This window comes from Microbacterium sp. LWH7-1.2 (assembly GCF_038397755.1).
Taxonomy (GTDB): domain Bacteria; phylum Actinomycetota; class Actinomycetes; order Actinomycetales; family Microbacteriaceae; genus Microbacterium.
Window position 1 is genome coordinate 3,147,330 of record NZ_CP151637.1, and the last position, 22,258, is coordinate 3,169,587.

Here is a 22,258-nt window from a genome sequence, read left to right on the forward strand (position 1 = left end):
CTACCTTGCGGCTTCGTTGTAGCGATCGACCACGATGTCGACGAGGGATGCCGGCGGCTCATCGGCGCCGAGCAGAGGCGGCGCGACGGGGGCGCCTGCGGCGAGCCGCACGGCGAGGTCGTGGAAGTAGCCCGGGGCGAGAAGGTAGTCGGCCACGACGACGCGCCCGGCGTGCTCGCCGGCCTGGGCGACTGCGACGTCGACGCGCGGGTCTGCCGCCGCGAGGAAGCCGACCGTGACCTCCCGGTCGAGTCTGGCGCTCAGCATCCGTCCGATCTCGCGGCAGTCCTCGTTCGCGCGGTCGTCAGTGGAGCCCGCCACCGCGAGCACGAGGGCGTCGTCCGGACCGAGGGGTTCCAGACGCGCGATCAGTGCGTCCACCAGGCGCGGGTCCGGACCGAGCGCCGGGGCGATCACGACGCCGTCCCGCCCCGCGGACTGCTCGATGAGGTCGACCCGCACGTGATACCCCGCTGAGAGCAGCAGGGGCACGATCACGACGGGCGCCCCCTCCGGGATCGCGTCGAGGGATGCTGCGACATCGGGCTGCTGCACGTCCACGTGCCCGAGCCGCACCGTGACGTCGGGGAGGCGTCGTGCGACGGCATCCACCAGCGACGCGACGGCCGCCTGCCCCGCGGGCGACGACGTTCCGTGCGAGATGGCGAGGAGCGCGGGCGCGGTGGTCACGCGCCCATTGTGCCCCCGGCTTGTGTCGCGCGTGTGACGGCGTCCGTGCCGAGAAATCACGAACGCGGCGAGACACCATGCCGGGCATGGTGTCTCGCCGCGAATATGGTTTCTCGGCGGGTGTCGAGATCACGGATGCTGCGGCTCAGGCCGCGCCGGACTCCCGGCCGCGTGCGAAGCCGGCGTCGAAGCCGCGCTCGTACGCCTGCTGGGTGCGGCGTCCGCCGTGGTCGCCGCGACCGTGGCCGTGGTGACCGCCGCGGTGACCGTGCTCGCCGTGCGGGTGGCCGTGGGCCTCGTGGTCGTGGTGGCCGTGGCCGGCGTGCGGGTGGTGACCGCCGTGGTGACCGGGGCCGGCGTGCGGGTGGCCGTGGGCCTCATGGTCGTGGTGGCCGTGGCCGGCGTGCGGGTGGTGGCCGTGGCATCCGTCATCTCCGTAGCCGCGCATCGGCTCGTCGAAGCGCTCGGCGGGGTGGCCGGGGCGCCCGGGACCGAAGCCGCGGTGACGGTTGCGGCCGTAGCCGTCGTGCACGTCGGGGTCGAACGGACGCGGACGCCCGCCGAAGCCGGGGCCGAAGCCGGGGCCGAATGCCCCGAAACCGGGACGGGAGCGCGGACCGAAGCCGGGCCGCCCGAAGCCGCCGAAGCCGCGCTCGGGGCCGGTGGTGTTCTCGTCCCAGCCGAGCTCGCGGGCGATCGCCTCGAGGGAGCCGGTCAGCGCCGCATAGGCCTCGTCGTCGCCGACGGCGGCGACCACACGGGTGCGGATGCCGCCCACGATCGCGCCGATGCGCTCCTTCTCGGAGCGGCCGAGGTCGGTCAGGGTCCACGTTCCGTCGCCCTGCTCCTCGGCCCAGCCGCGCTCCTCGAGGCCGCGCAGACGCTTGCCCTTGCGAGCGAGACGCTCACGGAACTCGGGGGCGTCGATGTCGCCCGACAGCACGTTCAGCAGCATCCAGTCGCGTCGCGTGATGCCCTCGGCCTCGAGCGCCGACGCGAACTGGCGCGTCAACAGACCGTCGACCGCGCGCAGCCAGTAGCCGAGCGGCCGCTCGTCGGCGGGGCGGGTGGTGTCGTTCTCTTCGTTGTCGTTGATGTCGTTCATGGGAAAGTCCTTTCGAGGACGGCTCGGAGGGCCGCCGGGTGATACATGTCGAAGTGCATGTACATGCAGTGTGACATGTATCAGAGATGCATGTCAAGTGGCATGTACATTGGAGGAATGCCGTCCACTCCCGACGACCCGTCCGAGGCGATCGCCGCCGCCCTCGCCCGCCTGCGCGGACGACGGGGCCCTCGCCCGCCATGGATGGAAGGCCCGGGCCCGCACTCGGCGGGCCCTCACGCACACGGCCACGCCGGCCCCCACGGTCACGGCGGCGACGGCGCGGAGCACGTCCACGCAGACGGCACGACCCACGGGTTCCCCGGTCGCGGCGGTCCATGGGGTCGCGGGGCACCACCCTGGGCCGGGGGCGGGCGCTTCGGCGGCCCGGCACGCATGAGGCTCCTCGAGGCGCTGGCCGCAGCATCCCACCCGCTCTCGGTGGGGGAGATCGCCGACGCCGTGGGCGTCGATCAGCCTCGCGCGTCGCGACTCGTCCAGCAGGCCGTCGCGATGGATCTGGTGCGGCGCGAGGCGGACCCCGACGACGCCCGCCGCACGCGCGTCGCATTGACGGACACCGGCACCCGACTGGTGCGCGGATTCCGTGGCGAACGCCGCGAGGCGATCGACTCGGCTCTCGCCGCCTTCACCGACGAGGAGCGCGCCGAGCTCGCGCGCCTGCTGACCAAGCTCGCTGATTCCTGGCCCAACGCGTCGTAGTCGCGGGGCCCACTGCTACGCGCTGGTCCGGCACGTTTCGACTCGCAAGCTCGCTCGACGACCGGTGTCCCGGCCGCGATACGGGCCTAGGTCAGAAGCTGGTGACGAGATCGCCGAGCACGGCCTCGAGCTTCGACGGGTCGGTCGCGTCGTAGTAGTGCGCGCCCGTCGCGCTCGAGATGGACTGCAGCGTCGCCACGTCGGCGTCGGCGCCGTAGGCGAGCGTGAAGATGAGCACCGGCGTCGCGTGGTGCATGTCCTTCAGGTTCGCGAGCATCTGGTCGGCGCCGATGGTCGGGGCGTTCGGGGTGTCGTTCTCGCCGTCCGAGAGCAGCACGATCGCGTTGATGTGGTCGCTCGACCACGATGCCGACTGCTGCGCCGCGAACGTGTCGACCGCCTGGTAGAGCGGGGTGTCGCCCATCGAGGTGATCCCGCCGAGCGCGCCGAGGAAGCCGTCGCGCGCCGAGCCGATGTCGGAGACCGGCGACACGAGACCCGGGACCATCGCGCCGTCGGGCGCCTGTGCGAAGGCGGCGAGGCCGACGTCGTCGCCGTTCGTGAAGTGGCCGAGGGCGGCCTCGATCGCCTTGCGGGCCTGGGTGAGCTTCGTGTCGCTCGCCGAGATGGGCTCGTCCATCGATCCCGACACGTCGAGGAGGAACAGCACGTTCGCCCGCTTGCGGACGTCGGGGAACGACGCCTGCACCGCGGTCACGACGTCGGCACCGGGGAAGGCGAGCATGCCGCCCTGCTCACCGTCCAGCTGCCCGACCTGCTGGACGCCCTCGTCGAGGTCACGGTTGAGGTCGCGGTAGCCCGCGGTGCGCACGGCCGCCTGGCCCTGCGCGGTCTGCGTGAACCGGATGAAGTCGGCCGCCGCCTCCGACTCGACCGGGTCGATCCACCCACCGGTGAGACGCATGACGGGGTTGTCGGCCGTGTAGTAGCCGTCGGCGGGGTAGATCGGCACGAGCTGCTCGGCCGGCGGATCGGCCTGCGTGCGGGTGATCCCGTCGCGGCTCGTGATGCCGCGGTTGTAATCCCACACCGACTTCTCGTCGACGATGACCGCCGAGAGGAAGTCGGCGGCGGAACCGGATGCCTCGGCCTGGCGTGCGTGCCAGAGGAAGTGCTCGGGCGTGGCCATGTAATGGCTCGTCGCCGTCTCGTTCTCGTGCACCTGCGCCTGCACGGCGGGGTCCTTCACCTGGGGGGCGGTGAAGTCCGTCATCGAGCCGGCGGCGGTGCCGTAGGACGCGAACATCGCGGCCTCACCGCTCGTCGCGACGAGCGGGCTCGTCTTGCCCAGCTTGAACGCCCCCCACTCGGGGTGCCCGAGGCCGCTCCAGAGGTCGGGGTCGCCCGCGGACTCGAAGATCTCGGCCCACGTCGGCGATTCGGCATCCCACCCGATCGCCGCAGCCAGGTCCTCGGGCATGGCCAGCACGATGTCGGAGAGCGCGACGCTCGTGCCCTCGGCGCGGAGGCTGGTCGCGCCATCGGCCTGCGCCACGTCGACCCACGTCGACGAGTCGGGCAGCCACACGGTGGGCTTCTGGTCGTCGGCGAGGTTCGGGAAGCCGGTCGCCACGACGGCCGCGGCGACGCCCGACTTCTCGCGGCTCGTGGTGACCGTCACGCACGAGCCCGCGACGTTGCGCGGCTGGCTGTTGTAAGCGGCGGCGAGCCCTTCGACCATTTCGGCGTTCTCGAACGAGGACAGCACCTGCACGGTCGTGCAGGGCTCCGCGCCGGCGGTGGCGGCGGGCTCGTCCTCGGGGAAGACCATCGGCTCGGCGACGGCGGGCGCCTCGGGAGCGGGGCCGGCGGCCGGCTGCTCGGTGCCGGCGAGGTTCGAGATGATGGCGTACGACACGGTGCCGATCGAGCCGACCAGCACCACGATGCCGACGATCGTCGTCGCGATGATCGCCTGACGGCGGCGCTTGCGACGGCGCTCGCGGCGCTCGTCGATCGCGGACGGCTTCCTCGGCTTCGACGCCGCGGTGGCGGTCGAGAAGGTCGGGGCGGGGGTCGGCGAAGACGCCGATGTCTCGGGTGCGGTCTTCGGCTCGGAGGTCTGGCCCCGGCGGGGGCCAGGGGCGTCTTCGTTGCCGCGCGTTCCATCGCGCATGGGGGGTGATCCTCAAAGCGGGTACGGCTGTTAGGCCGGGCGGGGGGCACCGGTCCCAAGTCCGGTGTGGCTAGAGCCTAACCCGAGTGATGTTGCGAGGCGAGGGCGAGGACGCCGTGAGATCACCGTGAAGCGGTGCTCAACATGCCGATCAGGACCGCGGTCCACCAGGCGGTCTGCGACACGACGGCGCTCCAGATGCACCAGAGCCGCAGCCTGCCGGGGAGCGCCGAGAACCGTGCCCGGCCGGGCAATCGGTCGAGTTGGTCGGTCAGTCTCGTCATGGCCACGCCGTTCATCGCCGCGACCAGCACGGCGATCATCTTGATCGCGGTGAGCGGCTGCGAGAGATCGGGCTGGAGGAACGCGCCCGTCGCGAGCAGGCCCGCGATGCCCAGCCATGCCAATGCCGTCACCGGGGGCTCGGTGCGGCGGAGGTCGTCGAGAGACGTGCGGCGCAGCATCCAGAGCAGTCCGCTCATCTCGAGCAGCACGGCGGCCCCGAGTCCCACGATCACGGAGGCCAGATGGCCGAAGAGCGCCGGCGCGTGCAGCCAGTCGTGGGGCACGACCGACGTGCCGATCCAGATCGACAGCAGCCACGCGATCAGCACCCACCAGTAGCCGACCGCGCGGCGGTGACGCGCGGCGCGCAGGTGCTCGGCGCGCTCGGCGCGCAGGCGCGGGATCGGCGGGGTCGTCACGGTGCCTCTCGGGTTCGGCGAGGTGAGGCACGCGTGCGCGACGACCCCCCGTGCGCATGGTGCCCGAAAGTGAGGGTATCCGATGCGACGGGTGTTGCGACCGGCGGGATCGATCCGCTGCGGTCAGCGAGTGATGTCTTTGGGCCGCAGCTTCACGGGAAGCAGGAGCAGGAGTCCGACGAGCAGCACGATCACGATGCCGAGGATGCCGTAGTGCGTCGCGCCGAACCAGCCGATGAACAGCGCCCACAGCAGCGGCGACAGGAAGCTCATGACGCGTCCGGTGGTCGCGTAGAGACCGAAGACCTCGCCCTGCATCCCGGTCGGCGTGACGCGCGCGAGCAGCGATCGGCTCGACGCCTGCGCCGGGCCGACGGCTGCCGACAGGATGATGCCGCCGACCCAGAACACCGGCTTGCCACCCTCGCGCAGGAAGAAGACGAACAGCGCGCTGACGATGAGGATCGTGAGCGCCGTGATGATGACCGCGCGCGCCCCGAAGCGGTCGTCGAGGCGGCCCGCGATGATCGTGGAGACACCGGCGACGAGGTTCAGGGCGATGCCGAACGCGATGACCTCGGTCGCGCTGAACCCGAACGAGACCGCGGCGAGCACTCCGCCGAATGCGAAGACGCCCGCGAGGCCGTCGCGGTAGACGGCGCTCGCGATGAGGAACCAGAAGGTCGGCCGGTGCTCGCGGAAGAGCGCGACGATGTCGTGCACGAGCACGGCGTACCCCTCGAAGAACCCGACCTTCCTGCGGCCGGGATCGGCCGGGGACTCCGGCACCAGGAAGACGAACGGCAGGGCGAACAGCACGGTCCACACCGCCGCACCGACGGCGATGAGGCGGTAGGCGAGGCCGTCCGACACATCGAGGCCGAACCAGTCGAACGTGTTGAGCACGACGACGAGGGCGAGCGCGAGGATGCCGCCGATGTAGCCCATTCCCCAGCCGAGCCCGCTGACGCGGCCGATCGTCTTCGGCGTCGAGACCTGCACGAGCATCGCGTTGTAGTTGACGCCTGCGATCTCGGATGAGACGGATCCGAGCGCGACCAGGATCGCCCCGAGCCAGAAGAACTGCGGCTCGGAGTACACGAAGAAGAGTGCGAACTGGAGGAGCGCGAGCACCGCGGTCGCGCCGACCACCCAGCGCTTCTTGGTGCCCGCCGCGTCGGCGCGCTGACCCAGCACGGGCGCGAGCAGGAGGATCAGGATGCCGGCCGCGAAGGTGACCCAGCCGTACCACTCCGACAGATCGGCGAGCGCGCCGCAGTACGCCGTGCCCGAGTCGGCCGCGCTCGAGCACACCACGCCGCCGTCAGCGTTCTGCGCCGCGATGTCGGCCGGCAGGAAAGCGTCCGACACGAGATACAGCGAGACGAAGACGAACGTGAGGATGACCGAGTTGAAGGGCTGCGTCGCCCAGTCCCACAGCGCCCAGGCGAACACGCGGCGCCCGGGCACGGGTGTGTCGTCGAGGCCGTCGGTGTTGAGGGCGGCGGTCGACAGCACGTGCTCGGACGAGGGGCCGGACTCCGCCGGAGAGGCGGGCGTCGACGGCGTGCCGGGCTCGTCGGAGCCGGGGGCGGGGGAGCTCATGTCGGTCACACTATGACCCTTCGGTGAACTGGTGCGGAATCAACGTAGCGCTCGGAGGCGCCGCGGTGGTTTGCTTCGTTCATGACAGGGGAAACCTCGCCCGGGACGACCTTCAACGGGCGTCTCGCGTTCCTTCTCGCGATGGCGATGTTCGTTCTCGTGGTCGACACGTCGATCATGAACGTCTCGATCTCGGCGGTGGTGAAGGAACTCGGCACGACCGCCAGCGGGGTGCAGGGCGCGATTGCCCTCGAAGCCCTGGTCTCTGCAGCATTCATCCTGATCGGCGGCAAGACCGGCGACCTCATCGGGCGCAAGCTCGCGTACATCCTGGGCCTCTGCGGCTACGCGGTCGGCGCGGTGGCGATGACGTTCGCGCAGAGCCTGACCGCCGTCATCATCTTCTGGGCGGTGATCGGCGGGATCGGAGCATCCCTTCTCCTCCCCTCCATGCAGTCGCTCATCCACGGCAACTTCTCCGGCGGCCACCAGAAGCGCGTCTACGCGCTGGTGGGCGCCTCGGCCGCGATCGCGGCTGCCGTCGGGCCCCTCCTCGGCGGCTTCATCACCACCTTCTGGTCGTATCGCGTCGCCTTCGGCCTCGAGGCGGTCATCATCGCGATCGTGCTGCTCGGCGCCGGCCTCGTGAAGGACGTCACGTACACGGGCGACCGCTCCATCGACCTCGTGGGCGCGGCGCTGTCGGTCATCGGCATGGGCGGCGTCGTCCTCGGCATCCTGGTGTGGCAGGAGGGCGGCGGCTACGTCGGCATCATCATCGGCCTCGGCGCCGTCGCGCTCGGCGGCCTGGCGTGGTGGCTCAACTCGCGCAAGAAGCACGGCAAGCCCGTCCTCCTCGATCCGGCGCTGTTCTCGTCGAAGCCCTTCCGCACCGGCGTGAGCGGGCAGCTGCTGCAGCAGATCGCCCTCGGCGGCACGATGATCGTGCTCCCGCTCTATCTGCAGATGGTGCTGGAGTACAACGCCCTGCAGGCAGGTCTGTCGATCGCGCCGCTGTCGCTCAGCATGTTCGCGGTCGCCATCTGGGCAGGCCGCCGGGCCAAGGGGCGCCCCGCGAACCTCATCCTCCTGGGCTTCTCGCTCGCCGCCGTCGGCCTCATCGCGATCGTGCCGCTGGTCCCCATCGCCGACAACGGGTGGTACCTGACGATCCCGCTCATCATCGCGGGGTCGGGTCTCGGGCTCCTGGTCTCCCAGCTCAACAACTACACGCTGTCGCCGATCTCCGACGAGCGGGTCAGCGAGGCCGCGGGCGTCAATTCCGCTGCGGGCTCGTTCGGCCTGTCGTTCGGCCTCGCGTTCGCCGGCGCCATCATGCTCGCGACCCTGGCGGCCTCGTTCACCTCGCTCGCGTACTCGAGCACGGTGCTCACGTCCGAGCAGCAGGAGCAGGTGGCCACGGTGCTCGAGGAGGACGCCGAGCTCATGTCGAACACGGGGCTCGAGCAGCTCCTCGCCGACGAGCCGCCGGAGGCGTCGGCCGAGGTGGTGCGCATCAACACCGAGGCCCGCCACATCGCGCTGCAGGTCGCGCTGCTCATCCCGATCCTCGCGGCGGTGCTCGGCGTCCTCAACGGGTTCCGGATGCGGCGTCTGCCCGATCCCAAGCCGAACGAGGCGGCGGAGGGGGTCCTGGGCGGGTGACCCCGCTGCCCACGGCACTGCCGGTGTGACGTGACCGTTGCGGCTGCGGCGGGAGATTCCTCACCGTGACCTCGCGTGCGGTGCCATCATGAGGGCATGTCCGTGCATGTGGAGCGTGCAGAGCTCGCGGGGATCGGCGTGCGGCACGACCTCGAGACGAGCGCCGGTCGCCGGCTCTCGGTCATCACCTTCCGTGACGGCGGTCGCGAGCTCGCCGTCGCGGACGCGCGTGATCCAGACCGTGCCGCGCAGACGCTCGCGCTGACCGACGAAGAGGCCACCGCCCTGTCCGAGGTGCTCGGGGGCTCCGTGATCCTCACCCAGCTGGCGGGCCTGCGGGAGCAGATCGACGGCCTGTCGACGGCCAACATCACTCTGCGTGCCGACAGCCCGTTCGCCGGCCGTCCCCTCGGCGATACGAGGGCGCGGACGTTGACGCGATGCTCGATCGTGGCGATCGTCCGCGGCGGCGCGGTGATGCCGGCACCCGGGCCCCTCGATCCCTTGATCGTGGGCGACACGGTCGTGGCGGTGGGCACCCCCGAGGGCCTGGACCATCTCGCGCGGATCATCGACGGAGTGTGACATGGACCACGGGGCGCTCGTTCTCATCGAGATCGGCGCGCTCCTCCTCGGGATCGCCCTGCTCGGCCGGCTCGCGGGACGGCTCGGAATCTCGTCGATCCCCCTGATCCTCCTGGCCGGACTCGCCTTCGGGGAAGGAGGACTGCTCCCGTTCAGCTCGGGGGAGGAGTTCATCGAGGTGGGCGCTGAGATCGGCGTGATCCTCCTGCTGCTGATGCTGGGGCTGACGTACACGGCTGATGAGCTCTTCGGCAACCTTCGCCGCTCTCGGCGTGCCGGCGCGCTCGACGCGCTGCTGGGCGCGATCCCGGGGGCCCTGGTCGCGCTCATCCTCGGCTGGGGGCCGGTGGCCGCGCTCGCGATGGCAGGGATCACGTGGATCTCGTCGTCGGGCGTGATCGCGAGGATGCTGCACGATCTGGGGCGTCTGGCGAACCGGGAGACGCCCGTCGTGCTGTCGATCCTGGTGATAGAGGACCTGGCGATGGCGTTCTACCTGCCGATCCTCATGGCGGTCCTCATCGGTCTCGACGCCGGCGCGGCCCTCGTGACGGTCGTCGTCTCTCTTGCGGCGGTCATGCTCATCCTCTACATCGCGCTGCGGCACGGACAACTCGTCTCTCGCCTCGTCTGGTCCCGCAACGCGGAAGTGCTCCTGCTGTCTGTGCTCGGGTTCACGCTCATCGTGGCGGGCCTCGCCGCACAGGCCAACGTGTCGGCCGCAGTCGGCGCGTTCCTCGTGGGCATCGCGATCTCGGGACCCGTCGCGGCGCACGCGCATCGACTGCTGGCGCCGCTGCGCGACCTCTTCGCGTCGGTGTTCTTCCTGTTCTTCGGCTTGTCGACCGATCCGGCCGACATCGTCAGGTTTCTCCTCCCCGCCGCGGCACTCGCGATCGTGACGATGGCGACGAAGGTCCTCACCGGATACCTGGCGGCTCGTGCCGCGGGCATCGCAGAGGCCGGCCGATGGCGTGCGGGATTCGCGCTCACGCCCCGCGGGGAGTTCTCGATCGTGATCGCCGGGCTCGCCGTCGGCGCCGGAGTCGACAGGTCGCTCGCCGTCTTCGCCACCGCATACGTGCTGATCACGATGATCGCCGGCCCTCTGCTGGCGCGACTGCCCGACACGAAGTGGTTCGAAGGGTGGGCGGGGCAGGTGCAGGCCGGCCGTCGACCACGAGGGGTGAGCGCGGCCTGATGCCGCAGCATCCGTGTGCCCGACTGCTCCAGGACGACGGTATGAAAGTTGAGCCGTTCCATATCAACTTTGATTTGACGGATGCTCCGTCCCGGGCGTATGGTTGAGCCATCGCGACTCAACCTCATGGTGGGTCGCGAGAAGACTTCCCTGTAACCCCGGGTGGCAGCATCCGTCTGCGCCCATATGAAGGAGAGAAACACATGGCACGTGCTGTTGGAATCGACCTCGGTACGACCAACTCGGTCGTGAGCGTCCTCGAGGGCGGCGAGCCCAAGGTCATCGCGAACGCCGAGGGCTTCCGCACGACCCCGTCGGTCGTCGCGTACACCAAGGACGGCGAGGTGCTCGTCGGCGAGACCGCCAAGCGCCAGGCCGTCACCAACGTCGACCGCACCGTCTCGTCGGTCAAGCGCCACATGGGCACCGACTGGGGCTTCGACGTCGACGGCAAGCACTGGACGCCGCAGGAGATCTCCGCGCGCATCCTGCAGAAGCTCAAGCGCGACGCCGAGCAGTACCTGGGCGACACGGTGACGGATGCCGTCATCACGGTGCCCGCATACTTCAACGACGCCGAGCGCCAGGCCACCAAGGAGGCCGGCGAGATCTCTGGCCTCAACGTGCTGCGCATCATCAACGAGCCCACCGCGGCGGCTCTGGCCTACGGCCTCGACAAGGGCAAGGAGGACGAGCTCATCCTCGTCTTCGACCTCGGTGGCGGTACCTTCGACGTCTCCCTCCTCGAGGTGGGCAAGGACGACGACTTCTCGACCATCCAGGTGCGCGCGACCGCCGGTGACAACCGCCTCGGCGGCGACGACTGGGACCAGCGCGTCGTCGACTACCTGATCAAGCAGTTCAAGGACACCACCGGTGTCGACGTCTCGGGCGACAAGATCGCGCTGCAGCGCCTCAAGGAGGCCGCCGAGCAGGCGAAGAAGGAGCTCTCCTCGTCGACGAGCACGTCGGTGAACCTGCCGTACCTGTCGCTGACCGACTCGGGCCCCGTGTCGCTGTCGGAGACGATCACGCGCGCGAAGTTCGAGGACCTCACCAAGGACCTCCTCGACCGCACCAAGAAGCCCTTCGAGGACGTCATCCGCGAGGCCGGCATCAAGGTCGGCGACATCGACCACGTCGTGCTCGTCGGCGGCTCGACCCGCATGCCCGCGGTGTCCGAGCTCGTCAAGCGCGAGACCGGCGGCCAGGAGCCCAACAAGGGCGTGAACCCGGACGAGGTCGTCGCCGTCGGTGCGGCCCTCCAGGCCGGTGTCCTCAAGGGCGAGCGCAAGGACGTCCTCCTCATCGACGTGACCCCCCTGAGCCTCGGCATCGAGACCAAGGGCGGCATCATGACGAAGCTCATCGAGCGCAACACCGCCATCCCGACCAAGCGTTCGGAGACCTTCACGACCGCCGACGACAACCAGCCGTCGGTCGCGATCCAGGTCTTCCAGGGCGAGCGCGAGTTCACCCGCGACAACAAGCCGCTGGGCACGTTCGAGCTGACCGGCATCGCGCCGGCGCCGCGCGGCATCCCGCAGATCGAGGTCACCTTCGACATCGACGCGAACGGCATCGTCCACGTGTCCGCGAAGGACAAGGGCACCGGCAAGGAGCAGTCGATGACGATCACCGGCGGCTCGTCCCTGCCGAAGGACGACATCGAGCGCATGGTGCGCGAGGCCGAGGAGCACGCCGCCGACGACAAGAAGCGTCGCGAGGCCGCCGAGGTGCGCAACCAGGCCGAGACGCTGTCGTACTCGATCGAGAAGCTCATCAAGGAGAACGAGGACAAACTCCCCGAGGACGTCAAGACCGAGGTCCAGGGCGACGTCGACGCACTCAAGACCGCACTGGCGGGCGAGGACGACGACGCCGTGAAGACCGCGTTCGACAAGCTCAACCAGAGCCAGGGCAAGCTCGGCGAGGCGATCTACGCCTCGAGCCAGGCTTCGCCGTCGGCTCCGGATGCCGCCGCCGGCGCAGCGGGCGACGGCCAGGCTCCGACGGACTCCGATGAGGACGTCGTCGACGCCGAGGTCGTGGACGAAGAGGACGAGAAGAAGTAACCATGGCGAACAAGGACCACAACCGCGAACCGGTCGAAGAACCGGGAGACGGCGAAGAGGTCCGGCCTGAGGGCGAGGGGTCGGAGGCGAACGCCTCCGGCCCCGCGCCGCAGGACGGGCAGGACGACGAGCTCACGGTCGACGACATCCTCGGCGCCGCGCAGAACGCGGACGCGGCGGCCGAGGACGCCGTGCTCGCCGACCTCGAGTCGCAGCTGCTGAACGATCTCAAGAGACTGCAGGCCGAGTACGCCAACTACCGCCGCCGCACCGAGGACCAGCGCGAGCTCGAGATCGAGCGCGCGCAGGGCGCGGTCGCGAAGGGCATCCTGCCGGTGCTCGACGACCTCGACCGTGCGGAGAAGCACGGCGACCTCGAGGAGGGGTCGGCGTTCGCCGCGATCGCGGACAAGCTCCGCGGCGTCGCCGAGCGCATCGGGCTCACCACCTACGGCGCGGCCGGCGAGACGTTCGACCCGCAGCAGCACGAGGCGATCTTCCAGGTGCCGACGCCGGGCGCGACCGAGCAGACGATCGTCGAGGTCGTCGAGATCGGCTACCGTCTCGGCTCGGTGGAGCTGCGTCCGGCCAAGGTCGTCGTCGCCGTTCCCGCCGAATAACCCGAAGGAGGCTCCATGGCCAGTCAGGACTGGTTCGACAAGGACTTCTATTCGGTGCTCGGCGTCTCCAAGGACGTCAGCGAGGCTGACCTCAAGAAGACGTATCGCAAGCTCGCGCGAAAGTATCACCCCGACTCCAACCAGGGTGACGCGGCCGCCGAGGCGAAGTTCAAGGAGGTCAGCGAGGCGTATTCGGTGCTCTCCGACGCGGAGCAGCGCAAGGAGTACGACCAGATCCGCGCGATGGGGTCGGGCGCCCGCTTCACCGCCGGCGGCCAGGGCGGAGCCGGGGGGTTCGAGGACGTCTTCTCGATGTTCAACCAGGGCCGCGGCGCCCGCTATCAGAGCGCCGAGGACTTCGACGACATCTTCGCGATGTTCAACCAGCAGCAGGGCGGCACCGGCTTCGGCTCCGGGCGGTTCGGGCAGCCGAGCGGCGGCTACCGCGGCTTCGGCGGCCCGACCCGCGGTGCCGACGTCACGGCGCGCACGACCATCGACTTCGTCACGGCGACCAAGGGCGAGACCATCACGCTGCAGGGCGAGGACGGCAAGCCGTTCAAGGTGAAGATCCCCGCGGGCGTCGCGGACGGACAGAAGATCCGGCTGCGCGGCCGCGGGCGTCACTCGCCGGACGGCGGCGAGAACGGCGACATCGTCGTGCAGGTCGCCGTGCGACCGCACCCCGTGTTCACGCGGGACGGACTCAACCTGCGCGTCACCGTGCCGGTGACGTTCACCGAGGCCGCGCTCGGCGCCACCATCGAGGTGCCGACGCTCGGCGGGGATCCGGTGCGGCTGCGTGTCGCCCCGGGCACGCCGTCCGGCCGCGTGCTTCGCGTCAAGGGGCGCGGCGTCGAGACGGCGAAGGGCACCGGCGACCTCCTCGCCGAGGTGCAGGTGGCCGTGCCGTCGCACCTCGACGAGGCCGCGCGCGAGGCGCTCGAGCGCTTCCAGAGCCTCGAGTCGAAGGAGAACCCGCGCGCCGACCTGATGGCCAAGGCGCAGGGCTGAGATGCTGGCCGAGAACAGGAGATCTGGCGAGAACAGGACGATTCCGCGGCGAAGCGTCCTGTGCTGGCGAGATCTCCTGTTCTCGTGAGCGATGAGGAGGTGACGAGAATGACCGAGGACGACATCGACGAGGATGCCCCGATCTTCGCGATCGCCGTCGCCGCCGAGCTGTCGGGCATGCACCCGCAGACGCTTCGCCAGTACGACCGGCTCGGGCTGGTCGTGCCCGCCCGTACCCAGGGCGGTTCCCGCCGTTACTCGCTGCGGCACGTCGAGCAGCTCCGCGAAGTCGCTCGCATGTCGTCGGACGGCATCGGCCTGCCCGCGATCGTGCGCATCCTCGAGCTCGAGAACCGCGTGCAGGAACTCCACGGCCGCGTCCGCGACCTCGAGGACCGTATGCGTGCCGAGCTCGAGAAGCGGCCGGGGGCGCGCGTGTTCGCGGCCGGCTCCACCGGGTCGGTCGTGACGCTTCGGCACGGCACGCGGGTCCGCCGCGCGACCGAGGTCGTCGTGTGGCGTCCGCGCGCGCCGATCGAGCAGCAGAGCGAGCCGCCCGGGCAGACTCCGGAGGGCTGACTCATGGTCCGGAGTGGCCGAGGGACGTCAGCCGCTCCCGGCCGCGAGGAGTGATCGTCAACGCTCGGTCGTCGCGGCGGCGGCGCACCCAGCCATCCGAGATCATCGCGTCGAGGATGCTCGCGCCGAGGCGTCCGGCGAGGTGCGGCATCCGTTCGGTCCAGTCGGCGCAGGGGCGGACGGCCGGGCGCGATGATCGCTGCCAGGGCAGGTCCAGTCCGAGTCCGCCACCGATCGCGGTCACGTCCTCCGGGTGCGGCAGCATCCACGCCCCGGCCTCATCGCTGACCCATCCACGCGCCACTGCGAGCTCGGCGATGAACACGCCCGCGCGTCCGGCGAGGTGGTCGTAGCACGAGCGCGCCTCACGCATCGCGGCACGTCGATCGAACCCCGTGAGCGAGTTCACCTTCGCCTCGCCGGAGAGTCGCAGCAGCGCCTCGACCGCCTCGGCGACCGCGGGGTCGGCGATGCTCGCGAGCCGCGCACGCCCGCGCTGCTCGACGCGGATCAGTCCGGCATCCTGGAGTTTCGCGAGGTGCGCGCTCACCGTCGAGGCCGCGAGGCCGAGTCGGGTCGCGAGGGCTCCTGCAGGCAGCGGGGTGCCACCGAGCAGGTCGTGCAGGATGCGCAGCCGTGCCGGCTCGCCCAGCACACGACCGAGCTCGTCGAGCGGAAGACGGACCCGATCGGTCATGCGAGTGCTGCCCGTGCCGCGCGCGGGTCGTCGACGACCAGCACTTTGCGGTTGTCGTGGTCGCTGTACTGCGCCGACAGGCGGATGCCTCCCACCGCGAGCCGGTTCATGATCCACCCCAGTGCGCCCGGCACGTCGGCGTCCAGCGGGACGACGACCGCCGGGCGCACCTCGACGCCGTCGACGCCGGCGGATTGGAGTTCGCGAGCGGCGGCGTCACCGTCGGCCACGAGGTAATGCGCAACGCCCGACCACATGCCGCCTCCTTCGAGCGAGATCCCTGCCCCTCCCAGAATCGCACCGATGCGCGCGAGCGACGCCGCGCCGTCCGGGGCCGGCACCGAGATGTCGTTCACGACACGACCTCGACGTCTGGAAGGACGGTGACGGGAGTGGCCAACGTGTGCGCGATGTAGCACTCCTCGTGGGCCTTCGCGATCAGCTCGCGGACTGTCCGGTCATCGGTGCCACGTGCGACCACGCTCACGTGCAGGGTGATCTCGGTGATCCGCATCGGGGAGGCATCGGCGTGCATGATCGCCTGGGCGCGGTCGGTGTAGCTCACGACGTCGACGTGAGCGAGCGCGGCGACCGCGAGGAACGACAGCAGCTGACACGAGCTCGTGGCCGCGAGCAGCAACTGCTCCGGATTGGGCAGCGCCGCGTCACCGCGGAAGGCGGAATCGGCGCTGAGCGTCAGCGCCCCGGCGGCACCGAGGTCCACCGCGTGCGAGCGGCCGTAGGTGCGGTATCCGTCGCCGGTGCTGCCCGACCAGCGAAGCTCTGCGGAGTATGCGTGATGGTTGTTCATGCATCAATCGTGGAGCGGAAACATTTCGGCGGCGGCCGAAGGGTCCGCCGAGGCGGGAGGCAGTTCCACGAGGGGACGGATGCCGCCCCTCCCTTCGCGTGCGCTGCCGTGGTGCGTCAGACGCGTCGCGCGCGTCGCGCGACCAGCAGCCCGCCCAGGGCGATCAGACCGACGGCCCCCAGCGGAACGAGGGGCGACAGTCCGCCGCCACCCGTTGCCGGGAGCGGCCTCGTGGTCGCGGTGTTGGTCAGGGTCAGCTCCGCCGTCCGCGGAGTGCGCACCTGCGACATCGGCAGCGTCACCTTGCCGTCCTGGTCGGGGACGAGCGCCTCGCCGTCGACGGTCCACGTGGGCGTGCCCCAGTCGACTCCGGGGATCGACGGCAGGTCCGCTTCGCGCGCCTCGATGATCGTCCCGACCGGGAAGTACGGCGAGGTGATCGTGACGTTCGGCTCGAGCTCGATGCGAGGCTGAGCAGCGCCGTCGAGCCACCAGTCGGCGGGGAACGTCGCTCCCGCGGGGACGGACGACGCGCCGTTCCCGGCGACCGCCTTCGTGACGGCCCAGCGGGTCATGGCGACCACGGAGTTCGTCACCTCGAGCACGGGAGGCGTCTCATCGAGGCCGATCTCGACGAAGCTCGCCGGGCTCCACGTGGTCGCTCCCCACTCGTAGCCCTCGGGCAGCGCAGACGGGGCCGGCTCCTCCTCGATGAGGTTGACGACCGTGCCGATCGGGAACGAGATCGGATCGCCCTCGTCATCGACGGGGCCGGCGGTCTCACCGTCGGCCGGCAGCTCGAACCTTCCCGCCACCACGTCGCGGCTCGGCAGATGCGCCACGTAGTCGATCGTGAACGAGTCGACGAGGAGCTCATCCGGATCGACGCCGTCCATCGTCTTCTGCACAAGGAAGGTGCCCTGCAAGAGCCCCAGCCCGCCACGTGCTCAGCTCGCGGCGGCGACTCCGCGGTGCGTGCGGAACAGCTCCCAGTCGGCGCGCGAGAGGTCGGCGTACGCGTACGCCCACTCGAGGATCGCCTCACCCGCCACGCGGCCGCCGCCGACGTAGCCGGCGACCGACGACGACAGCGGAGACTGCCCGTGCGCCCGGGCCAGCGTCGCCGCGCACGCGTCGGCGTACCAGAGGAAGGCCGCGTCGTCGAGCTCGTCCATGTCGAACCCGCCCTTCTTGTCGCGGAACTGGCGGACGTAGAAGTCGCGCTGCGCGCCGTAGGTCGTGCGGCGCACGTAGCCGAGGAAGGGGTCCGACACGGATTGCAGGATCCGCTGCATGCCGACCACGCGGGCGCCGTCACCGTACTGGTCGATGAAGCGGGTGACGACCTCCGGCTGCTCGGCCTTGCCGTATTCGATCAGCACGCTCTTTCCCGCCTCCTTGCCCTGGAGCAGCAGCACGCCCTCGTCGCCGTCCTGCATCGAGATCACGAAGCACCGCGTCCCGACGCTGCCGACGCCCACCACGCGGAGGGCGATGTCCGACATGCGGTACTTCTGCAGCAGCGCGCGGATGTCGATGTTGGCCGACTGCACGTACTGGTCGAAGACGCCGAGCACCCGCTCCTCCGATTGGGCGTCGACGTGGGTCATGGTCGGCGGCGCCTCGATGAAGACGACCCGGCCTGCGGCATCGACCTGCGTCATCTTCTTCGCCGCGCGGGCACCGGTGCGCTTCTCGGCCCCCTTGACCGCGGAGTCGATGGCGGCGCGGGTGTCGTCGTCCACGGCTCGCTCGGCGGCCATGGCGTCGAACCGGTCGTAGTAGCGCTTCAGCGGGCTGCGCTTGGCGCCCGTGCCGATCGCACGGGCGTAGACGCGCACCGCATCCAGCGACGCCTCGCGCACCACCGAGTCCGCGCGCCCGGTCGACTGCCCCGCGATGACGATGCTGGTGACGAGTCGCTTGACGTCCCACTCCCATGGCGCCCACGCGGACTCGTCGAAGTCGTTGAGATCGAACACGAGAGTCCGCTGCGGCGACGCGTACAGCCCGAAGTTCGACACGTGCGCGTCACCGCACGACCCGACGCTGACACCGCTCGACGGCGAGCGGGACAGGTCGGCGGCCATCAGGGCGGCCGTGCCGCGGTAGAACGCGAACGCGCTCGCGGCCATGCGCTCGGTGCGCAGCGGCACGAGTTCGGGGACGCGGTCCTCATCCTGCGCGTCGAGGATCCCCATGGGATCGCGGTCGTTCGTCGGCAGTTCGGCGAGCGATTCGCGGGGATTGCGCTCGCGCGCGGCGCGGCCCTCGGCGACGTGGTCGGCGTAGGACGGCAGCGGAGCCCACGTGCGGCCGATGGGCGAGGCGTCGAGCGTAGACATGGGCCCAGTGTGGCACTGTGCGGCGCCGCCCCGGAAGGGCGGTACCCTGACGCCGTGACCCGCGCCGCGCAGCCCGCTCCGCCCCCTGCGATCTCGCCGAGCCTGCGCGTGCTGCTGGTGCTCGCCGCGACCGTGGTGGTGCTCGCGGGCGTGTACTTCGCGCGCAGCCTGATCGGCCCGCTCGCCCTCGCCATCGTCCTCGTCGTGATCTGCGAGCCCGTACGGCGTCCGCTGGAGCGCCGCGGCTGGCCCCGGTGGACCGGCACCACGGCCGTCATACTCCTCGCCTACCTGATCCTCGCGGTCATGGGCGTGCTGCTGTGGGTCGCCGGGGTGCAGTTCGCGGGCCTCGTGTCGGACTACCTCGACCAGCTGCGCGGCAGCCTCGACGACTTCCTCGCGTGGCTCCAGTCCGTGGGGCTGGATCAGGAGGCGACGGATGCTGCGGCCTCGGTCCTCGACCCGCAGGCGCTGCTGCGGCTCGTGGGGAGCATCGGCGGCACGGTGATCGGGGTGGTCACCGCCCTCTTCTTCGTCGTCTCCTACATCATCTTCACGGCAGCCGACGCGGCACGGTACCGCGAAGCGGAGCGGGTCTTCGGCGCCGCGCGCCGCCCGGCCCTCGCCCGCATCGGGCGCCTCAACACGGGGGTTCGTCGCTACTACGTCGTGAACGCGTCGTTCGGCGCGATCGTCGCGATCATCGACGGCCTGGCGCTCTGGGCCCTGGGCGTGCCCGCACCCATCGTGTGGGCGGTGCTCGCGTTCGTGACGAACTTCATCCCGAACATCGGATTCGTGCTGGGCCTCATCCCGCCCGCGGTGCTCGCGTTCGTCGTCGGCGGCTGGCCGCTGTTCCTCGCCGTCATCGCGATCTACTGCGTCGTGAACGTCGTGCTCCAGGTGCTCGTGCAGCCCAAGTTCGTGAGCGATGCGGTCGACCTGAGCCTCACCCTGAGCTTCTTCTCGGTGGTGTTCTGGACCTTCGTGATCGGCCCGCTCGGCGCGATCCTCTCGATCCCGCTGACATTGTTCGTCCGGACGCTGGTGCTCGAGGGCGACCCCGGCTCACTATGGCTGCGGTGGCTGTCGGGGGACCGCGCGGCCACGCCGGCGTCCGTCGCCCGCGAATCGCTCGCCGACTCCTGATCCAGCCCTCGCCCGTACCACCCGAGTCCTCCCGGAGCCCCGATGACCCAGACCTCGCTCGATCGGCCGATCCCCGAGCAGCCCTCGCCTCGCAACTCCGCGGGCATGTTCGACGCCTCGAGCGAGCGCTCGCTCGAGGCGCTCGCGCTCGGCGTCGGTGCGATCTGCTTCGTCGTCGTCGCCCTGATATCGCTGATCGCGTTCCAATTCCAGGCCGCACCGATCTCGGGGCCCGGCTCGGTCGGACAGTTCGCCGCGATCGCCTCGGGCGTCGTCGCATTCCTGGCCGTGATCGCCGGCCGGTTCGTCGTGCACCGCCACGAGGGCGGCCGCCGCCTGAACCTGCTGGACTACATCGACGTCGCGGCCCTCGCCTTCGCGCACGGCGTGATCGCGCTGCTCGGCTGGACGCTGCTCGCCGTGATCCTCGAGCAGGCGTTCATCGGCGCGACGGTCTTCGCGCTGCCCGTGCTCCTCCTGGCAGGCGCCACCGCCGCGATGAGCGGCTACATCGCCTTCTACTCGGCCACGCACATGGATCTGCAGCTGCTGGCGATGGTGCTCGCGGTCTTCCTGGTGTTCGGCGTCCTCGCGAGCATGCTCACGGCGAGCGACCCGGACTGGTGGAAGGACAACCTGAGCGCCCTCGGCATGTCGTCGAACGTGTCCGCCTTCGCGTTCAACATCACGATCATCGTCGCGGGCTTCCTCGTCACCACACTCGCCCGCTACTCGACGCGCGGCATCCCGACCGCGAACCCCAAGGGGATCGGCCGCGTGCGCGTGACCCTCGTCGTGCTCGGCGTGTTCCTCGGCATGGTGGGGCTCTTCCCGGTCGACAGGTTCTTCGCGCTGCACACCGGCGTCGCATCCGGCATGGTCGCCGCGTTCGGCGTGCTCGTGATCGCGCTTCCGAAGTGGATCACCGGGATCTCGCGGGCCTTCGTCGTGCTCGGCTGGCTCTTCCTCGCGGTCACGCTGCTGCTCGCCGTGTTGTTCTTCATCGGCTACTACACGCTGACGGCCGTCGAGCTCGTTGCCGGCATCCTCGTGTTCACGTGGATCGTCCTGTTCATCCGCAACGCGGCGGCACTGCAGCAGGACTCGCGGCAGACGTCAGCGGGCTGACGTCACCCGGTCCCACGGAAGACGCGCGCCGGGCCGCTCGCGCGCGAGGTCATCGGGCGTGATGAGCATCTCGCGCGCCCGCGTGACGACGAGCCATGCGGGCAGCACGATGATGCACAGCATCGGCAGCACCGTCACATCGTCCACGATCGCGACCGCGACGAAGAGGGCCACCCAGCCGTCGCGGGCGATCGCCAGCACGACGCCGAGCACGCCGCATGCGACTGCGAGCGACAGCGGCAGGCCGGGCAGCAGCGCGCCGCCCAGAAGGCCGGCGGCCACCCCGAGGAAGACCGCGGGGAAGATGCGGCCGCCGCGGAATCCCGCCGACGCGGCGACGACGAGCGCCGCCATCTTCACGAGCAGGATGACGGTGAGCTGACCTGGCGGGTAGGCGCTCGGGTCGGCGAGCAGCTCCGCGCTCTGGTCGAGCCCCTTGAACAGCGTGATCGGGCCGCCGATCGCGCCGAGCAGACCCAGCACCACTCCTCCCAGCGCGGTGAAGAGCAGCGGATGCCGCAGCGCATGGAAGGCGCGGTGCACGAGCGGGAAGAGGTAGATGCCGACGAGCCCGAATGCCGCCGCCACGACTGCGAGGAGCGACCCCATGAGCAGATCGAAGGGCTGCGGCGCGCCGTACGGGTCGAACGGCGACTGGGTGCCGAAACCCCCTCCGAGGAGGAAGGTCGTGACGGAGCCCGCCCCGGCTGCCACGAGGGGCAGGAAGAGTTTGTCCCACAACGACCCGCCCATCTTGAACTCGCCGACCATGCCGGTGAAGACGAGTGCGGCGGCGACCGGCGTGCCGAACAGCGCGCCGATCGTCGCCGAGATCGCCAGCGCGCCGATGAGGGCGGGCGGCACCGCCTGGGAGATGCGGGCGAGGATGGCGACCGCGAGCGACACGTTGATCGCGATGATGGGGTTCTCAGGGCCGAGGCTGACGCCGCCCGCAAGGCTGAGGATGATGACCGCGGCGAGGCCAGGCAGCACCGACAGCTTGAGGGGCGTGGCGGCGAGCTCGGTCGTCGCCGAGTCCGGGCCGGCGTGACCGGGCACGAGCCACACCACCAGCCCGACGGCGATGCCGGTGAAGGTGACGACCGCGAAGATCCACCACGGGGAGTCGGACGCGATGCCCAGTGACTTCGGAAGATTCGTCCACAGCCCGTCGTCGAGCTGATCGGCGAGGAGGTCGACGGCCCTCAGCGAGAGCGCGGAGAGGACTCCGATGAGGATCGCGGGGATCGAGAGCAGGATCAGCCGTCGGACGGTGAGCTGCGGACCCGGCGGTGCGGCCGGAGCGGGCGAGGCGGCGGTGGGGCCGGGCATGGCCACACGATAGCGGCAGCCAGGCGCCCGCCGCGAGGACGCACAGGAGCGATCCGCGCAGTGGGGCGCGTCCCGCCGCGCCCCGTGTCGCGG

At 70.4% G+C, this 22,258-nt stretch carries 21 protein-coding genes; 10 read left to right on the forward strand and 11 right to left on the reverse strand.

The annotated features are described in order from the left end of the window. A complete protein-coding gene (locus MRBLWH7_RS14600; RefSeq protein ID WP_341995705.1) occupies positions 1-690 on the reverse strand; it encodes a sirohydrochlorin chelatase in 690 nt (229 codons plus the stop codon). A gap of 145 nt (positions 691-835) precedes the next feature. Then, positions 836-1,795 (reverse strand): hypothetical protein, encoded by a 960-nt coding sequence (locus MRBLWH7_RS14605; protein WP_341995707.1) that lies wholly within the window; start codon positions 1,793-1,795, stop codon positions 836-838. A gap of 117 nt (positions 1,796-1,912) precedes the next feature. On the opposite strand from MRBLWH7_RS14605, the gene MRBLWH7_RS14610 reads away from it, so the two are divergent. Next, complete coding sequence (locus tag MRBLWH7_RS14610; protein ID WP_341995709.1) at positions 1,913-2,518, forward strand: MarR family winged helix-turn-helix transcriptional regulator; 606 nt, start codon at positions 1,913-1,915, stop codon at positions 2,516-2,518. Between the two features lie 91 nt (positions 2,519-2,609). On the opposite strand, the gene MRBLWH7_RS14615 is transcribed toward MRBLWH7_RS14610, so the two are convergent. The 3 genes from MRBLWH7_RS14615 to MRBLWH7_RS14625 all read right to left on the reverse strand — a co-directional run bounded on the left by MRBLWH7_RS14615 (position 2,610) and on the right by MRBLWH7_RS14625 (position 6,964). Next, entirely contained in the window at positions 2,610-4,655 is a 2,046-nt protein-coding gene (locus tag MRBLWH7_RS14615; RefSeq protein WP_341995711.1) for a VWA domain-containing protein, read from the reverse strand. Positions 4,656-4,777: 122 nt separating this feature from the next. After that, positions 4,778-5,359, reverse strand: coding sequence for a hypothetical protein (locus MRBLWH7_RS14620; RefSeq protein WP_341995716.1), 582 nt, complete (start codon positions 5,357-5,359; stop codon positions 4,778-4,780). A gap of 123 nt (positions 5,360-5,482) precedes the next feature. Further along, positions 5,483-6,964, reverse strand: a complete 1,482-nt coding sequence (locus MRBLWH7_RS14625) for an MFS transporter (RefSeq protein WP_341995717.1) — start codon at positions 6,962-6,964, stop codon at positions 5,483-5,485. Positions 6,965-7,045: 81 nt separating this feature from the next. On the opposite strand from MRBLWH7_RS14625, the gene MRBLWH7_RS14630 reads away from it, so the two are divergent. The 7 genes from MRBLWH7_RS14630 (at position 7,046) to MRBLWH7_RS14660 (ending at position 14,703) form a co-directional block, all read left to right on the forward strand. Beyond that, positions 7,046-8,629 carry an MFS transporter gene (locus tag MRBLWH7_RS14630; RefSeq protein WP_341995719.1) on the forward strand — a complete coding sequence of 528 codons (1,584 nt, stop codon included), beginning with the start codon at positions 7,046-7,048 and terminating at the stop codon, positions 8,627-8,629. A gap of 96 nt (positions 8,630-8,725) precedes the next feature. After that, entirely contained in the window at positions 8,726-9,214 is a 489-nt protein-coding gene (locus MRBLWH7_RS14635) for a TrkA C-terminal domain-containing protein (protein ID WP_341995721.1), read from the forward strand. Position 9,215: 1 nt separating this feature from the next. Beyond that, on the forward strand, positions 9,216-10,415 hold the full coding sequence (locus MRBLWH7_RS14640) for a cation:proton antiporter (RefSeq protein WP_341995723.1): 1,200 nt from the start codon (positions 9,216-9,218) through the stop codon (positions 10,413-10,415). A gap of 203 nt (positions 10,416-10,618) precedes the next feature. Beyond that, on the forward strand, positions 10,619-12,490 hold the full coding sequence (gene dnaK, locus MRBLWH7_RS14645; RefSeq protein ID WP_341995725.1) for a molecular chaperone DnaK: 1,872 nt from the start codon (positions 10,619-10,621) through the stop codon (positions 12,488-12,490). 2 nt (positions 12,491-12,492) lie between these two features. After that, positions 12,493-13,110, forward strand: a complete 618-nt coding sequence (locus MRBLWH7_RS14650; protein ID WP_341995728.1) for a nucleotide exchange factor GrpE — start codon at positions 12,493-12,495, stop codon at positions 13,108-13,110. Positions 13,111-13,125: 15 nt separating this feature from the next. Then, positions 13,126-14,124 (forward strand): DnaJ C-terminal domain-containing protein, encoded by a 999-nt coding sequence (locus tag MRBLWH7_RS14655; protein ID WP_341995729.1) that lies wholly within the window; start codon positions 13,126-13,128, stop codon positions 14,122-14,124. A gap of 108 nt (positions 14,125-14,232) precedes the next feature. Beyond that, on the forward strand, positions 14,233-14,703 hold the full coding sequence (locus MRBLWH7_RS14660; RefSeq protein ID WP_341995731.1) for a MerR family transcriptional regulator: 471 nt from the start codon (positions 14,233-14,235) through the stop codon (positions 14,701-14,703). A gap of 1 nt (position 14,704) precedes the next feature. Here the strand turns inward: MRBLWH7_RS14660 and MRBLWH7_RS14665 are convergent, their stop codons facing one another. The 5 genes from MRBLWH7_RS14665 to MRBLWH7_RS14685 form a co-directional block, all read right to left on the reverse strand. Next, on the reverse strand, positions 14,705-15,400 hold the full coding sequence (locus MRBLWH7_RS14665; RefSeq protein WP_341995733.1) for a metalloregulator ArsR/SmtB family transcription factor: 696 nt from the start codon (positions 15,398-15,400) through the stop codon (positions 14,705-14,707). After that, complete coding sequence (locus tag MRBLWH7_RS14670) at positions 15,397-15,756, reverse strand: hypothetical protein (RefSeq protein ID WP_341995734.1); 360 nt, start codon at positions 15,754-15,756, stop codon at positions 15,397-15,399. Before MRBLWH7_RS14670 ends, MRBLWH7_RS14665 begins: the two co-directional genes overlap by 4 nt. Next, on the reverse strand, positions 15,753-16,211 hold the full coding sequence (locus MRBLWH7_RS14675) for an OsmC family protein (protein ID WP_341995736.1): 459 nt from the start codon (positions 16,209-16,211) through the stop codon (positions 15,753-15,755). The genes MRBLWH7_RS14670 and MRBLWH7_RS14675 overlap by 4 nt, the downstream gene beginning before the upstream one ends. Positions 16,212-16,327: 116 nt before the next feature. After that, positions 16,328-17,119, reverse strand: a complete 792-nt coding sequence (locus MRBLWH7_RS14680; protein WP_342002069.1) for a DUF5979 domain-containing protein — start codon at positions 17,117-17,119, stop codon at positions 16,328-16,330. A gap of 39 nt (positions 17,120-17,158) precedes the next feature. Further along, on the reverse strand, positions 17,159-18,556 hold the full coding sequence (locus tag MRBLWH7_RS14685) for a DUF2252 domain-containing protein (RefSeq protein WP_341995738.1): 1,398 nt from the start codon (positions 18,554-18,556) through the stop codon (positions 17,159-17,161). A gap of 54 nt (positions 18,557-18,610) precedes the next feature. Here MRBLWH7_RS14685 and MRBLWH7_RS14690 point away from each other — a divergent pair, with 54 nt between their 5' ends. Both MRBLWH7_RS14690 and MRBLWH7_RS14695 read left to right on the forward strand, forming a co-directional pair. Beyond that, positions 18,611-19,705, forward strand: a complete 1,095-nt coding sequence (locus MRBLWH7_RS14690) for an AI-2E family transporter (RefSeq protein ID WP_341995740.1) — start codon at positions 18,611-18,613, stop codon at positions 19,703-19,705. Between the two features lie 42 nt (positions 19,706-19,747). Continuing rightward, positions 19,748-20,833, forward strand: a complete 1,086-nt coding sequence (locus tag MRBLWH7_RS14695) for a DUF998 domain-containing protein (protein ID WP_341995742.1) — start codon at positions 19,748-19,750, stop codon at positions 20,831-20,833. On the opposite strand, the gene MRBLWH7_RS14700 is transcribed toward MRBLWH7_RS14695, so the two are convergent. Then, positions 20,822-22,165: an ion channel protein gene (locus tag MRBLWH7_RS14700; protein ID WP_341995743.1), complete on the reverse strand. Its 1,344-nt coding sequence runs from the start codon at positions 22,163-22,165 to the stop codon at positions 20,822-20,824. The genes MRBLWH7_RS14695 and MRBLWH7_RS14700 overlap by 12 nt on opposite strands. Positions 22,166-22,258: the final 93 nt, after the last annotated feature.

What these genes read in the sequence shown, in the direction of transcription:
- MRBLWH7_RS14635 (WP_341995721.1), top strand. Translation starts at nt 8,726, where the DNA reads ATGTCCGTGCATGTGGAGCGTGCAGAGCTCGCGGGGATCGGCGTGCGG.
- dnaK (WP_341995725.1), top strand. Translation starts at nt 10,619, where the DNA reads ATGGCACGTGCTGTTGGAATCGACCTCGGTACGACCAACTCGGTCGTG.
- MRBLWH7_RS14695 (WP_341995742.1), top strand. Translation starts at nt 19,748, where the DNA reads ATGACCCAGACCTCGCTCGATCGGCCGATCCCCGAGCAGCCCTCGCCT.
- MRBLWH7_RS14625 (WP_341995717.1), bottom strand. Translation starts at nt 6,964, where the DNA reads ATGAGCTCCCCCGCCCCCGGCTCCGACGAGCCCGGCACGCCGTCGACG.
- MRBLWH7_RS14665 (WP_341995733.1), bottom strand. Translation starts at nt 15,400, where the DNA reads ATGACCGATCGGGTCCGTCTTCCGCTCGACGAGCTCGGTCGTGTGCTG.
- MRBLWH7_RS14630 (WP_341995719.1), top strand. Translation starts at nt 7,046, where the DNA reads ATGACAGGGGAAACCTCGCCCGGGACGACCTTCAACGGGCGTCTCGCG.
- MRBLWH7_RS14610 (WP_341995709.1), top strand. Translation starts at nt 1,913, where the DNA reads ATGCCGTCCACTCCCGACGACCCGTCCGAGGCGATCGCCGCCGCCCTC.
- MRBLWH7_RS14655 (WP_341995729.1), top strand. Translation starts at nt 13,126, where the DNA reads ATGGCCAGTCAGGACTGGTTCGACAAGGACTTCTATTCGGTGCTCGGC.
- MRBLWH7_RS14640 (WP_341995723.1), top strand. Translation starts at nt 9,216, where the DNA reads ATGGACCACGGGGCGCTCGTTCTCATCGAGATCGGCGCGCTCCTCCTC.
- MRBLWH7_RS14675 (WP_341995736.1), bottom strand. Translation starts at nt 16,211, where the DNA reads ATGAACAACCATCACGCATACTCCGCAGAGCTTCGCTGGTCGGGCAGC.
- MRBLWH7_RS14615 (WP_341995711.1), bottom strand. Translation starts at nt 4,655, where the DNA reads ATGCGCGATGGAACGCGCGGCAACGAAGACGCCCCTGGCCCCCGCCGG.
- MRBLWH7_RS14685 (WP_341995738.1), bottom strand. Translation starts at nt 18,556, where the DNA reads ATGTCTACGCTCGACGCCTCGCCCATCGGCCGCACGTGGGCTCCGCTG.
- MRBLWH7_RS14700 (WP_341995743.1), bottom strand. Translation starts at nt 22,165, where the DNA reads ATGCCCGGCCCCACCGCCGCCTCGCCCGCTCCGGCCGCACCGCCGGGT.
- MRBLWH7_RS14650 (WP_341995728.1), top strand. Translation starts at nt 12,493, where the DNA reads ATGGCGAACAAGGACCACAACCGCGAACCGGTCGAAGAACCGGGAGAC.
- MRBLWH7_RS14605 (WP_341995707.1), bottom strand. Translation starts at nt 1,795, where the DNA reads ATGAACGACATCAACGACAACGAAGAGAACGACACCACCCGCCCCGCC.
- MRBLWH7_RS14660 (WP_341995731.1), top strand. Translation starts at nt 14,233, where the DNA reads ATGACCGAGGACGACATCGACGAGGATGCCCCGATCTTCGCGATCGCC.